Below are 13,811 nucleotides of genomic sequence, written 5' to 3'. Positions count from 1 at the left end.
AATAGCCAACGGCTGACGGCAGGTTGTGAGCAGCCAGATGGCAGCGGAGGGGGCCGAGTGCGATTTTGGAGGAGACGGCCTTGGTATCCGAGGCGGTCAGGCAGGACTGCGCAGTGGCGTACGGGCACTGAAGAGCCGCCGGGTGGTGCGCGGTGGCTCAACGACGGCGCAGCCAAGTTGCCATTCGGGAAAATGGTGGCGCTGGCATGGGCGATCACGAACGGCCGGGTGTTGGGGCCGATCTGGCCGCCCCATGAGCATCGGAAGTCGGCGCCGCTGCTGTCGACAAGGTCCACCCGGTCGCCTTCTGGCCAGCCCCCAGAAGGCCCGGCGAAGCTCGCCGCAGCGGTTCAGCACCGGACCGGCCGCGTCCCGCGCGAGCCGCTGCTGGTGACGGTCGTCCGGCGGCCAGCGGAAGTCGGCTGGAGCGTCTGCCATTGGCCGCATCAACCGCACCAACCGCACGATCGGCGGGTGGCGCGTCGCTGACGTGGACCGAGCGGGTGTGCGGGTCCGTGCTCCAGGCCCGGGACGGCTCGCGCTCGGAAGTGTGGGCGGGTGGGAGCGGGTCTAGGTGCGGCCGGGCCGGCCAGGTCTGTGCTGAGGCGGGCCAGGCGCCGCGGGTGCCGGCCGGGCGGGGCGGCGCCCGCTCCGGGCCGACCAGGGCTCCGACGTGCGAGAATTCGGGCGGGCCCGGCAGAGGGTCGGCCCGATGAAAGGTACCGCGACATGGCAGCAGGATTTTCGGACTGGAAAGTCAACCGGCAGTACGCGGCGAACGACCGGGTCTCCTACCAGGGGAAGCAGTACCGCTGCCTGGTGGCGAACAAGTCCAACTCCGCGTCCAACCCGAAAACGGCCGTGAAGCTGTGGCAGCAGTACTCGGTGTGACCGGTCGGCTGCCCGGGGCCAGCAGGTCGAAGCCGATCTCCTCGGGCGAGCGGGCGCCCACGAGGGCCATGGCCTAGCTAGGCCAGTTCGGTACGGCCCGGCCCGGTCCGGTCCGGTAGGAGTCGGACGGGCTCCGTACGGACGAGTATACATCGCATGTATACCCTCGCTGTATACACACGGCGTGTAGGTGGCCGGGGTGGAGGTGTTTCCGCAACGTCCGCCGCCCCTGCGGGCCGGGCGGCGATTCGGACGAGCCAACCTCGGCTTCCTCCGCGAGCGCATGCTCCTTACGCCCTGACCCGCCCCGTCGCACGACCAGCGACGGAGCCGCATTCATGAGCGCTCGCACCCCCCTGCGTCAGGGGGCCGGCGCCGCGCGGGCCAGCGCGTCCCCGAAGCCTGGCGGTGAGCCGGCTACGTCGGGTCAGGCCGACTTGATCATGTCGGCGCACTTCTCGCCGATCATCATCGTGGTGATGCACGGGTTGACCGTCGGCAGGAACGGCATCACCGAGGCGTCCGCCACCCGCAGCCCGGTGACGCCCTTGACCCGCAGCTGCGGGTCGAGGGGCGCCGCGGGGTCGTCGGCCGCGCCCATCCGGACGGTGCCCGCCGGGTGGTAGACGGTGTTGTGGGTCTTGCGGATGTAGTCCAGCAGCTCGTCGTCGGACCGGGCCGCCGGGCCGGGGGCCAGTTCGGTGCCCGCCCAGTCGGCCATCGGGGACTGGGAGACGATCTCCCGCGCGAGGCGCAGGCCGTACGTCATCACCCGTACGTCGTGCTCGTCGGTGAAGTACCGCGGGTCGACGCGCGGCTTGTCCCGGAAGTCGCGGGTCCGCAGCCGGACGGTGCCCGTCGAGCGGGCCCGGGTGACGTTCGGGGTGAGACAGAAGGCGTTCTCGGAGGTCGGGTAGCCGTGGCGGTAGGTGTTCAGGTCGAACGGCACCGACCCGTAGTGGAACATCAGGTCCGGCCGGTCCAGGCCCGGCCGGGTGTCGGTGAAGATGCCGATCTCCCACCACTGGGTGGAGGAGGAGACCATGGGCTGCTTCGCCTCCCACATGACCAGACCCTCCGGGTGGTCCTGGAGGTTCGAGCCGACTCCGGGAGAATCGGCGAGGACGTCCACCCCGGAGTCCCGCAGGTGCGCGGCCGGACCGATGCCCGACAGCATCAGCAGCTTGGGCGAGTCGATGGCCCCGCAGGCGACGATCACTTCCCGCCGCGCCCCGACCGCCCCGGTGTGGATGGTGTCGGGCGCCAGGTACTCCACGCCCGTGCAGCGCTTGCCGGCGTCGAACACCAGCCGCTTGGCCTGCAGGCCGGTGCGCACTTCGAGGTTCGGCCGGCGGCCGAGGATCGGGTGCAGATAGGACACCGACGCGGAGGACCGGGTGCCGTCCTCGCGGGCGTTGATCTGGAACCAGTGCGCGCCGCGCACCACGGTCGTGCCGGTGTTGAACGGGGTGGTGGGAATGCCGGCCGCCGCGCATGCCTCCAACAGGGCTGTGCCACAGGGGTCGTTCGGCGGGACGGTGCGGATGGTGACCGGGCCGGAGCGGCCGTGGTGCTCGCCGGGTGCGTCGTTGGTCTCCAGCCGCCGGTACAGCGGGAAGCAGTCCGCGGCGCTCCAGCCGGTACAGCCGAGCGCACCCCATTCGTCGAGGTCCTCGGCCGGTGCCCAGAAGGCGATGCAGGAGTTGTGCGAGGAGCAGCCGCCGAGCACCTTGGCGCGGGCGTGGCGCATGAAGCTGTTGCCGTTCTCCTGCGGTTCCACCGGGTAGTCCCAGTCGTAGCCGGATTCCAGCAGTCCCATCCACTTGTCGAGTCGCAGAATGTTGTCGTCGCCGACGTCCGAGGGTCCGGCCTCCAGTACGCAGACGGTGACGCTGGGGTCCTCGGTCAGCCGCGCGGCCACCACCGCGCCGGCCGTTCCGCCGCCGACCACCACGTAGTCGAACTCGTCCATGTCAGTACTTCCCCGTTTCACGATGCGGTCGTACGGTTCGGGCGTCACGCCGCGTTCTCAGGCGCCGCCGTGGACCGGTGCGGGCTCCGGCGGTTCCCCGATGCTGTGTTCGGCGAGAACGCCGGTCTTGTTGCGCTGGACGAACCAGTAGTAGAGGAAGCCACCGGCGGCGACGACGCCGACGAACAGGACGCCGCCCCAGCGCAGGTACCAGTGCTGGGGGCCGGTGGCGTTGTAGACCTCGGCGCGCGGCCACAGCAGGTTGATGGTCATCGCGGTGCCCCAGAGCACGGCCAGGATGTTGACCGGCAGACCCCACCGGCCCAGCGAGAAGTGATCGGTCGACGGCGTCCATGCGCCGCGCAGCCGCTGCACCAGCATGGGCATGGTGACCAGCAGATACGCAACGTAGATCATGATGATGGCGATACTGGTGACGACCGAGAAGATCTGCGGCTGGTTGATGTTGACGACCAGGATGGCGATCGCCACGATCCCGATCACGCACGTCGCCAGCACCGGCGTCTGGAACCTCGGGTGGAGAGCGGCCAGCTTCGAGCCGGCCGGCAGATTGTTGTCGCGGGCCATCGCGAAGGCGAGCCGTAGCCCCGCGGTCTGTACGGACAGCGCGCACACGGTGATGGCGATGACGACGCACCACAGCACGCCCTGGCCGATGGTCTCGCCGAGCGCGGCCTTCACCACGTACTGCAGACCGTCCACGGACAGTTCCTTGGCGTGGAGGTCGGGAGTGGCCAGCAGCGCGAACAGCAGGATCAGGCCGCCGAGGAGGAAGGAGGCGATGAGCGCGCGCAGGATGGCCCGCGGAGCGTTGCGGGCCGGGTCGATGGACTCCTCGCCCAGCGAGGAGGCGGTGTCGAAGCCGTACATGACATATGCCGAGGCGAGTGAGGCGGTCAGGAACGCGCCGAAGTAGCCGAGCGTCTGCCCCTGGCCGAGGCCCTGGGTCTGCATGATGGCGCTCGGGCCGCGGGTGATGTGCGCGGCGAGCAGCACCACCAGCACGACCGCGGCGATCAGCTCGATGAACACCCCGGTGGAGTTGATGGTGGCCATCAGCTTCACCCCGAAGGCGTTGATCACGGTGGTGAAGACGATCAGGATCGTGCCGAGCAGTACGGCGTTGGCGGCCGCGTCGTACTTGCCGGTGCCGTCACCGATGACCTGGAAGAGACTGGAGATCTGAGGGAGCGTCAACTGGTAGGCGAGGGCCACGGCGGCCAGCGACACCATGGTCGCGACCGTCATCATCCAGCCGGCCAGCCAGCCGATGTGCGGGCCGCCGGTGTGCTTGGCCCAGTTGTAGACCGATCCCGCCACCGGGAAGCGCGCGGCGAGTTCGCAGAAACACAGCGCCACCATCAGCTGACCGATGAAGACCATCGGCCAGGACCACCAGTAGGCGGGCCCGCCGAGGCTGACGCCGAAGTAGAAGAGCTGGAACGTGCCGGTCAGGATGGAGATGTAACTGATTCCGGCGGCGAAGGTGTGGAAGTTGCCGAGTGTGCGCTTGAGTCCGGGCTTGTAGCCCAGTTCGGTGAGCGCCGCGTCGCTGTCGACCTCGCCGTGCGCCGACCCGGGGTCCGGGGCGGGGTCGCTCATTCGAACCACCTCTGCGGGCGGGGGGCCGTGTTGCGCCAGATGTGCTTGGCCTCCTGGTACTCGGCCAGCCCCGCCGGGCCCAGTTCGCGGCCGACGCCGGACTGCTTCATGCCGCCCCACTCGGCCTGAGGCACATAGGGATGGAAGTCGTTGATCCATACGGTTCCGGCGCGCAGCCGGGCGGCGACCCGGTGCGCACGCTCGCTGTCCTGCGTCCAGACCGCTCCGGCCAGGCCGTACACGGTGTCGTTGGCGAGCGCGACCGCCTCGGCCTCGTCATGGAACCGCTCGACTGTGAGCACCGGGCCGAACGATTCGTCACGCACCACGGACATGCCCGGGGTGCACTCGTCGAGCACCGTCGGCGGGTAGTAGAAGCCGTTGGCCAGCGCGGGGTCCTCGGGCCGGGCGCCGCCGCAGCGCAGCACCGCCCCCTCCGCCAGGCCGGCCGCAACGTACGCCTCTACCTTCTCGCGGTGCGCCGCGGAGATCAGCGGGCCGGTGCGGGCATTCTCGTCGAACGGGCCGCCGAGCCGGATCTGCTGCGCCCGCCGCACCACCTCGTCCACGAACGCGTCGTGCAGTTCGTCCTGGACCAACAGCCGGGCGCCGGCCGAGCAGACCTGCCCGGAGTGCAGGAACACCGCCATCAGGGCGTAGTCGACGGCGGTGTCGAACTCGGCGTCGGCGAAGACGATGTTGGGGTTCTTGCCGCCCAGTTCCAGGGCGATCTTCTTGACGGTGGGCGCGGCGGCGGCCATGATGCGCCGTCCGGTGAGCAGCCCGCCGGTGAAGGACACCAGGTCCACCCGCTCGTCGGTACTGAGCGGCGCTCCGGCGACAGCGCCCGCGCCGAGCACCAGGTTGGCGACGCCGTCGGGCAGCCCGGCCTCCTTGAGCAGCCCCATCAGGAGGATGGCGGTGTGCGGGGTCAGCTCGCTGGGCTTGAGCACGAAGGTGTTGCCCGCGGCGAGCGCGGGGGCCACCTTCCAGGCGGTCTGCAGCAGCGGGTAGTTCCACGGGGTGATCAGGGAGCAGACGCCGACCGGCTCGTGCACCACCCTGCTGTCCGTGTCCGGATTGCCGGCGTCGATGATCCGGTCCGTGCCACCGGAGGCCGCCAGGTTGCCGAAGTACCGGAAGCAGTTGGCGATGTCGTCCATGTCGTATTCGCTCTCGACCAGCCGCTTCCCGGTGTCCAGGGATTCGGCGCGGGCGAACGCGGCCTTGTCGCGCTCCAGCAGATCGGCGACGCGCAGCAGCAGCCGACCGCGCTCGGCGGCCGGGGTGCCGGGCCACGGCCCGCTGTCGAACGCCTCGCGGGCGGCGGCCACGGCGGCGGCGGCGTCCTCGGGGCCCGCCTCGTCCACGGTCGCTACCAGCGTGCCGTCCGCTGGGCAGCGGATCTCGCGCACCTGCCCGTCGGAGGCGGTGGTCCATTGGCCACCGATGAACAGCTCCGGCATGAAGGCTCCCCCGGGTCGGGTCGGTCTGTGCGGTTCTGTGATGGTCTGATACCCGACCCTAAGGGGACCGTCCGGGCTCCGCAGCGCACGAGGGGCCAACCGGACGGCATCCCTCTGCGCATCTGTCCGCAACCCGGGACCGTGCCTCACCCATGCGGTCTCATCCTCCGCCACCTCGACGACGGGCATGACGGGGCTCCACCGCAGGTCGGTGCGGTGGAGTCGCACGGTTGAACGACGGGGCCTCACTCTGTTGAGCGGCCACCCCGGCTACCAGGCCCAGGCCGCCGAACGCCAGCGCACCGGCCTGCCCGGCGAGAAGCTGACCGCACAGCTGGTGCACGCGCTGTTCGTCGGGCCGCTCCTGAGCGACTCCGCCCGGCGGGCCGCGGTGACGGACCGGGCCCGGCGTACGGGCAGCCGGATGCCGTGGACAGGCTCGTGGACGTACCGCTTCTACGCAGCGGTCGCCTGACGAGCCTCGGGGACCATCGCGGGAGCCACCATCCACCGGGGCGGCCCCGGCGGCTGCGGCACTTGCTGGAGGCCCGGGCGTCGTGGCGTGCCCCGGAGCGGCTATTGTGCTTCGCCGGGTGCGGTGGATTTGCCGCGTCGGGGGAACGCTCGCTCGGGCTTGGCGCCTGGTCAGACGGAAGTGGGGCAGGGATGGTCAAGTCGGCGGTATCAGTGGTGGCAGCAAAGGATTCGGGGGCGGTGGGCGAGCCGGAGCTTCGCCAGCTCCTGGCCGGGCTGACAGCCGTCCGTGACGGTGATTTCGGCACCCGCCTGCCGGACGAGGCAGACGGGCTCCTGGGCGAGATCGCCACCGTTTTCAACGGTATGGTCGATCAGCTGTCCCTGTTCACCTCGGAGGTGACCCGGGTCGCCCGCGAGGTCGGTACCGAGGGGACCCTGGGCGGCCAGGCCGAGGTTCCCGGTGTATCCGGCACGTGGGCCGACCTCACCGACTCCGTCAATGCGATGGCCGGCAACCTCACCACCCAGGTCCGTGACATCGCCCAGGTAGCCACGGCTGTCGCCCGCGGCGACCTTTCCCAGAAGATCGATGTGGCGGCCCGGGGCGAGATCCTGGAGTTGAAGGACACCGTCAACACGATGGTCGACCAGCTCTCCTCCTTCGCGGACGAGGTCACTCGCGTCGCGCGTGAGGTGGGCAGTGAAGGACGCCTGGGCGGTCAGGCCGAGGTACCAGGCGTGGCCGGGGTATGGCGGGACCTCACCGATTCCGTGAACTTCATGGCCGGCAACCTCACCGACCAGGTCCGCAACATCGCTCAGGTCACCACGGCCGTAGCCAAGGGTGACCTCTCGCAGAAGATCGCTGTCGACGCCCGCGGTGAGATCCTGGAACTCAAGAACACCATCAACACGATGGTCGACCAGCTCTCCGCGTTCGCCGACGAGGTCACCCGCATGGCCCGGGAGGTGGGTACCGACGGTCGGCTCGGCGGGCAGGCGGACGTGAAGGGCGTCTCGGGTACCTGGCGGGACCTCACCGACTCGGTGAACTTCATGGCCGGCAACCTCACCGCGCAGGTCCGTTCCATCGCCGAGGTCGCCACCGCGGTGGCGCAGGGAGACCTCTCCCAGAAGATCCGCGTCGACGCGCGCGGCGAGATCCTGGAACTGAAGACCACCATCAACACGATGGTCGACCAGCTCTCCGCGTTCGCCGACGAGGTCACCCGAGTGGCCCGGGAGGTGGGTACCGACGGCCGCCTCGGCGGGCAGGCGGACGTGAAGGGCGTCTCGGGTACCTGGCGGGACCTCACCGACTCGGTGAACTTCATGGCCGACAACCTCACCGCGCAGGTCCGTTCCATCGCCGAGGTCACCACCGCGGTGGCGCAGGGAGACCTCTCCCAGAAGATCCGCGTCGACGCGCGCGGCGAGATCCTGGAGCTGAAGGAAACCATCAACACGATGGTCGACCAGCTCTCCGCGTTCGCCGACGAGGTCACCCGAGTGGCCCGGGAGGTGGGCACCGAAGGAAATCTGGGGGGCCAGGCCACTGTCCGGGGTGTGTCGGGCACCTGGAAGGACCTCACGGACAACGTCAACGTCATGGCGTCGAACCTGACCGGGCAGGTGCGGTCCATCGCCCAGGTGGCCACGGCGGTCGCCCGTGGCGACCTGTCCCAGAAGATCGTCGTGGAGGCAAAGGGCGAGGTCGCCGCGCTCGCCGGGGTGATCAATACGATGGTTGACACGCTGTCTGCCTTCGCGGACGAGGTCACCCGTGTCGCGAGGGAGGTGGGGACCGAGGGGCGCCTCGGCGGACAGGCCCGGGTCCCGAACGTCGCCGGCACGTGGAAGGACCTCACGGACAACGTCAACTCCATGGCGAACAACTTGACCGGTCAGGTGCGCAACATCGCGCTCGTCACCACAGCCGTGGCCAATGGCGATCTGTCGAAGAAGATCGACGTCGACGCCCGGGGCGAGATCCTGGAACTGAAGACCACCATCAACACGATGGTGGACCAGCTGTCCTCGTTCGCCGCCGAGGTGACGCGCGTCGCGCGCGAGGTCGGCAGCGAGGGACGGCTCGGCGGCCAGGCGGAGGTGGAGGGGGTCTCCGGTACCTGGAAGCGCCTGACGGAGAACGTGAACGAGCTGGCGGGGAACCTGACCCGCCAGGTACGGGCGATCGCCGAGGTCGCCAGCGCGGTGGCCGAAGGAGACCTGACCCGCTCCATCACGGTCGACGCCTCGGGCGAGGTCGCCGAACTCAAGGACAACATCAACTCGATGGTCGGCTCCCTGCGCGAGACCACCCGGGCCAACCAGGTACAGGACTGGCTGAAGTCGAACCTGGCGCAGATCTCCGGCCTGATGCAGGGCCACCGCGACCTGGCGGTCGTCGCCGAACTCGTCATGGACGAGCTCGCCCCCCTGGTCGACGCCAGCTACGGCGCCTTCTACCTCGCCGAGGAGACCGGCGGCGAAACCTGGCTCACCCTGATCGGCTCCTTCGGGCGGCCGGTCGGCAGTCCCGCAGCCCAGCGGGTGCGCCATGGCGAGACCCTCGTGGGGCAGGCAGCCCGCAGCCGCCGCATCCTGGCCATCGACAACGTACCCCCCGGCTACCTGATCTCCTCCGGCCTGGGCGGAGCGGCCCCTGCCAACCTCATCGTGCTGCCCATCCTCGTCGAGGAGCAGGTCCTCGGGGTCATCGAACTCGCCTCCTTCAACTCCTTCTCGCCGGTGCACCGCGACTTCCTCGGGCGCCTGATGGAAACGGTCGGCGTCAACGTCAGCACCATCGTCGCCAATGCCCGTACCGACGAACTCCTCGGCGAGTCGCAGCGTCTGACCGGCGAGCTGCAGGCCCGCTCTGAGCAGCTGCAGGTCCAGCAGGACGAGCTGCAGAGGTCCAATGCCGAGCTGGAGGAGAAGGCCGCTCTCCTGGCGACCCAGAACCGCGACATCGAGACGAAGAACCTGGAGATCGAGCAGGCCCGCCAGGAGCTCGAAGACAGGGCCCAACAGCTGTCTCTGGCCTCCAAGTACAAGTCGGAGTTCCTGGCGAACATGAGCCATGAACTGCGCACACCGCTCAACAGTCTGCTCATCCTCGCCCAGCTCCTCTCCCAGAATCCCAGCCGCAACCTCACCCCGAAGCAGGTGGAGTACGCGGGCATCATCCACTCCGCGGGCTCGGACCTGCTCCAGCTGATCAATGACATCCTCGACCTGTCCAAGGTCGAGGCGGGCAAGATGGACGTCAATCTGGAGCGGGTCTCTCTCAAGCGGCTCCTCGACTACGTGGAGGCCTCCTTCCGCCCGCTGACCACGCAGAAGGGCCTCGAATTCGACATCACGACCTCGCCCGGTGTGCCGGTCGACCTGCTGACCGATGACGCGCGGCTGCAGCAGATCCTGCGCAATCTGCTGTCCAACGCGGTGAAGTTCACCGAACGCGGCCAGGTCCGGGTCCAGATCGAGCCCACGAACGCCGCAGAGCTTCCCGCGGAGCTGGCCGGGGCGGGATCGGTCGTCGCCTTCAAGGTCGCGGACACGGGCATCGGGATCGCCGAGGAGCAGCTGGAGGTGATTTTCGCGGCATTCCAGCAGGCTGACGGCACGACCAGCCGCAAGTACGGGGGCACCGGCCTTGGCCTGTCCATCACCAGGGAGATCGCACGGCTGCTCGGCGGTGTGGTCACGGCCAGCAGCACGCCCGGCGCGGGGTCGGTCTTCACGCTGTACCTGCCCGTCGCACGCCCCGACTTCATCGAACGGGACGCGACGGCTCCGGCCTTGGACCAGCCGGTCGCCGAACCTGGTGATCGGTCGGCGGCCAGCGGCGCGGACGCCGAGGAGGGCCGGCGGCACCCCCGACGTCTCCTGGTGATCGAAGAGCGCGCCAACGGCCTGCTCAGCCTCGTCGCCGAGAGTGCGGCCTCCGATCTGATCGCCGGACGTGCGGCCCCGGAGCCGTCCGACCAAGTCGAGGTCCTTGCCGCCTCAAGTGCCGCGGACGCGGCCGCGGTGCTTGCTCAGATGCCGTTCCACTGCGTGGTCCTCGAACTGGGGGCCAGTGCAGAAGCGCTCAGTTTCCTCGAGGCCCTCGCGGGAGACACGGCGCTGGCGTCCTTGCCGGTACTCGCCCACGACAACCGGCGCATGACCCGCGAGCAGCAGGAGGCGGTGGATCAGCACGCGATCAGCCAGCGCCTCGAAATCCTTTCCAGCCTCGATGAGCTCCGGGAACGAATTGCCCTGCACCTGTCGGTGGACCGGCTCGGGGACATCCTGCCCCTGGTCCGGGCCGAGGGTGGACACGCTCCGTCGGAGCGGCCCTACGTCGATGCCAGCCTCGCGGACATGTCCGTCCTGGTCGTCGATGACGATCCCCGCAACCTCTACGCGATCAGCGGAATCCTCGAACTCCACGGTATCCGCGTCCTGCACGCGGAGAACGGCCGCAAGGGCATCGAGACCCTGACCAGCACCCCCGGCATCGACCTCATCCTGATGGACGTCATGATGCCCGAACTGGACGGGTACGCGGCAACGGCGGAGATCAGGAGGATGCCCCAGTACGCCGACCTGCCCATCATCTCGGTCACCGCCAAGGCCATGCCCGGCGACCGGGAGAAGAGCATCGCCTCAGGATCGAGCGACTACGTCACCAAGCCCGTCGATGCGGACGACCTCATCGCCCGGCTCCGCCGATGGCTCCTTCCCCAGGACGCTTCCGGCCCCTCGCGCGCCTGACCGTCCTGTTCCTGCCGCCCCATGGAAGAAACCGACCTCCGGTGAACAACTCTCTCAATGCGCACGAGGCATCACAGCCAGCATCCAGCTCGCCCCGCGAGCTCACTCCGTCGCAGGTCCCGGCCGCGCGAACCCCGGATAAGGACGTTCCTTGCCCCATTGCCGGATCGTCTGACCGCGCCGCCGAGTCGGGGGAGGTAGGACGGCTCGCCGCCACAGTGGAGCGGCTGCGCCAGCAGGCCCTGGAAGCGGAGTGGGCCGCCGACGGGCGCGCCCTGATCGAGATGGCCAGGGGCATTCTCGTAGGGCGACTGGGCTGCGGGGCCGCCGAAGCCTCCCGGCAGCTGACCCGGCTTGCCGACCAGTCGGGCGTCACCGTCCTGAGCCTGGCAGTCGATGTCATCAACCAGGCCGCACGCGACGGCGTCAGCGAGATCGCGCAGCAGTTCCTCAAGACCGCCGCCGCCGCAGAATCCGAGCCCGCCGGAGAACCCCGTGCCGCGGTCCGGCTGAGGGCGGCGGAGAGCCGCGTCCTGGCCGCGGCCGATGTCCAGGCCGTTGCCACCGCACTGCTGCAGAACGCCTTCGGCCCGCTGGGCGCCAGTGGCGTCGCGATCTGGCTGGTCGGCCCCGATTCCTCGCTCGCCCTCGTCGGGCAGGCCGGATTCACCCAGGAGGACGCGGAGCGCTGGCGCCATGTCCCTCCAGAAGTAGCCACCTGCGCCCGCCTGGCCCTGCACAGCCGCGATCTCGCTGTGGTGGCCTGCCTGTCCGAGGCGGGCATCCCCACCATCGGCCGGCGACAGCACCCCGACGGCGGACGGATCATGGCTCCCGCAGGGACCGGGGGCCGCATCCACGGAATCCTGGAAGTGAGCTGGCCCGACCGGCTGCCCTCTCAGCAGCCTCAGATCCTGCGGCAGCTGGAAGCCATGGCCGAACTGTGCGCCCATACCCTTGAGGAGCAGTCCCTCGACATACCGCCGCCCTCGGCGCGCGTCGCACCCCCCACCGGCGTCGGCGAACTGGTGGACCTCGCCGACCACCTCAACGACCCGGTGCTGATCCTCACTCCTCACCTCGACCGGGCCGGCCGGCTGTCCGACTTCCGCGTCCACCACACCAACAGCCGCTTCATCGACCCGGCCGGCCGCCCGCGCTCCCTGGTCACCGGAGCGCACTTCCTCGAGGCCTACCCGGCGGCCGCCGAGAACAACGGCCTCTTCTCCAAGCTGGAGCGGGTCTACGCGACGGGAGAGCCCTGCCACGCGCCGCGCACCGCCTTGACCGCCTTCGTCGACGAAGTCCCCCTCACCTCCGTCGCCGATGTCAGCATCAGTCGGCACGGCACGGCCCTCCTGCTCATCTGGAAGATCGAGGACGAGACCGCGCGGCTGGCCAGCCTTCTGCAGCACGCGCAGCGCCTCGGCCGGGTCGGCGGCTTCGAGCAGAACACGCGTACCGGGGCCATCACGTGGAACGGCCAGCTCTTCGCCCTGTTCGGGCTGCCTTCCACGGCCTCTCCCGTTCCGCTGGAGGACCTGGCCGCCCACGCCCACCCCCACGACGTCAACTCGATCGGCCGGTTCCTGCGCACACTCCTGCACAGGCTGCGCGAGTCATCGGTGGACTTCCGACTCAGACGCCCCGACGGCATCACTCGCCACATCCGGATCGTGGCGGAACCTGTCCTCGACGCGCACGGACGCCTGTACGCCGTCCGCGGCGCCTGCCAGGACATCTCAGCTCAACACTGGACCGAAGTAGCCCTCGCAGCCACCCGCGACCAGCTCGCCGACAGCGAAGCGGAATCCGCAGACCGCACCAAGCTCGCCCTGAAGCTCCAGCACGCCATCATGCCCCCCGCTCCAGCCACGCTGGAGGTTCCGGGGATCCGTATCGCCGTACGCTACAGACCGGCAGAATCGCACTCCCTCGTCGGCGGCGACTGGTACGACTCCGTCGTTCTGCCCAACGAGAAGATCCTCATCAGCGTCGGTGACGTCGCCGGCCACGGCATCCAAGCGGCCACCGGAATGGTCGTCCTGCGCAACGCCCTGCGAGGCCTCGCCGTCACCGGCGCCGGCCCGGCACAGCTGCTGTCCTGGCTGAACGCCGTCGCCTACCACCTCACCGGCAACCTGACCGCCACCGCTGTCTGTGGAATCTACGACCCTGCCACTCGCTCCCTGCGCTGGGCGCGTGCCGGACACCTGCCCCCCGTACTGGTGCGGGGCGACCACGTCCAGGCCCTCCCCCTCGTCCCCGGAATGCTCCTCGGAGCACTCCCGGACCCCGAGTTCGCGGAACACGAAGTGCAGCTGGAACGTGAGGACATCCTGCTCATGTACACCGACGGGCTCATCGAACGCCGTGACATCTCCGTCACCGACGCCCTGAGCAACCTCCTCACAGTGGCGTCCCAGCACAAAGAATCGCTGGACAAGCGCCTCGACAACCTGCTCACTTACAGCGCCTCCGACACGGATGACGACACCTGTCTCATTGGTGTCCAGGTGCGCTGACCCACCGACAAGCCGGAGGGGAACCGCCGACCGTGGGGTCCTCGTGGAGAGGGTCGGCTCGGTCCGCGATGCGGGACTGTCCACTGTCTC

The 13,811-nt window shown here is 69.3% G+C and carries 7 protein-coding genes; 4 read left to right on the top strand and 3 right to left on the bottom strand.

The genetic code is table 11. From position 1 onward, the window contains the following. Window positions 1-729: 729 nt before the first annotated feature. Window positions 730-891, top strand: coding sequence for a carbohydrate-binding protein (locus QMF80_RS16485; protein WP_283453895.1), 162 nt, complete (start codon window positions 730-732; stop codon window positions 889-891). 427 nt (window positions 892-1,318) lie between these two features. Here the strand turns inward: QMF80_RS16485 and QMF80_RS16480 are convergent, their stop codons facing one another. From QMF80_RS16480 to QMF80_RS16470, 3 genes are read right to left on the bottom strand one after another with little or no spacing between them, the layout of a single operon-like run. Next, window positions 1,319-2,863: a GMC family oxidoreductase gene (locus QMF80_RS16480; RefSeq protein ID WP_283453893.1), complete on the bottom strand. Its 1,545-nt coding sequence runs from the start codon at window positions 2,861-2,863 to the stop codon at window positions 1,319-1,321. Window positions 2,864-2,920: 57 nt separating this feature from the next. Then, entirely contained in the window at window positions 2,921-4,486 is a 1,566-nt protein-coding gene (locus tag QMF80_RS16475) for an APC family permease (protein ID WP_283453891.1), read from the bottom strand. Next, a complete protein-coding gene (locus QMF80_RS16470) occupies window positions 4,483-5,952 on the bottom strand; it encodes an aldehyde dehydrogenase family protein (protein ID WP_283453888.1) in 1,470 nt (489 codons plus the stop codon). The genes QMF80_RS16475 and QMF80_RS16470 overlap by 4 nt, the downstream gene beginning before the upstream one ends. A gap of 253 nt (window positions 5,953-6,205) precedes the next feature. Between QMF80_RS16470 and QMF80_RS16465 the strand changes: the two genes are divergently transcribed. The 3 genes from QMF80_RS16465 to QMF80_RS16455 all read left to right on the top strand — a co-directional run bounded on the left by QMF80_RS16465 (window position 6,206) and on the right by QMF80_RS16455 (window position 13,721). Then, on the top strand, window positions 6,206-6,427 hold the full coding sequence (locus QMF80_RS16465) for a hypothetical protein (protein WP_283453887.1): 222 nt from the start codon (window positions 6,206-6,208) through the stop codon (window positions 6,425-6,427). Between the two features lie 239 nt (window positions 6,428-6,666). Further along, complete coding sequence (locus QMF80_RS16460) at window positions 6,667-11,196, top strand: HAMP domain-containing hybrid sensor histidine kinase/response regulator (protein WP_283453885.1); 4,530 nt, start codon at window positions 6,667-6,669, stop codon at window positions 11,194-11,196. Beyond that, window positions 11,154-13,721: a SpoIIE family protein phosphatase gene (locus QMF80_RS16455; RefSeq protein ID WP_502962861.1), complete on the top strand. Its 2,568-nt coding sequence runs from the start codon at window positions 11,154-11,156 to the stop codon at window positions 13,719-13,721. The genes QMF80_RS16460 and QMF80_RS16455 overlap by 43 nt, the downstream gene beginning before the upstream one ends. Window positions 13,722-13,811: the final 90 nt, after the last annotated feature.

Source organism: Streptomyces sp. G-G2 (genome assembly GCF_030063135.1).
GTDB lineage: Bacteria > Actinomycetota > Actinomycetes > Streptomycetales > Streptomycetaceae > Streptomyces.
Note: the sequence above shows the minus strand (reverse complement) of the source record. Positions and strands in the feature narration are given on the sequence as shown.

What these genes read in the sequence shown, in the direction of transcription:
- QMF80_RS16480 (WP_283453893.1), bottom strand. Translation starts at nt 2,863, where the DNA reads ATGGACGAGTTCGACTACGTGGTGGTCGGCGGCGGAACGGCCGGCGCG.
- QMF80_RS16475 (WP_283453891.1), bottom strand. Translation starts at nt 4,486, where the DNA reads ATGAGCGACCCCGCCCCGGACCCCGGGTCGGCGCACGGCGAGGTCGAC.
- QMF80_RS16455 (WP_502962861.1), top strand. Translation starts at nt 11,154, where the DNA reads ATGGCTCCTTCCCCAGGACGCTTCCGGCCCCTCGCGCGCCTGACCGTC.
- QMF80_RS16485 (WP_283453895.1), top strand. Translation starts at nt 730, where the DNA reads ATGGCAGCAGGATTTTCGGACTGGAAAGTCAACCGGCAGTACGCGGCG.
- QMF80_RS16470 (WP_283453888.1), bottom strand. Translation starts at nt 5,952, where the DNA reads ATGCCGGAGCTGTTCATCGGTGGCCAATGGACCACCGCCTCCGACGGG.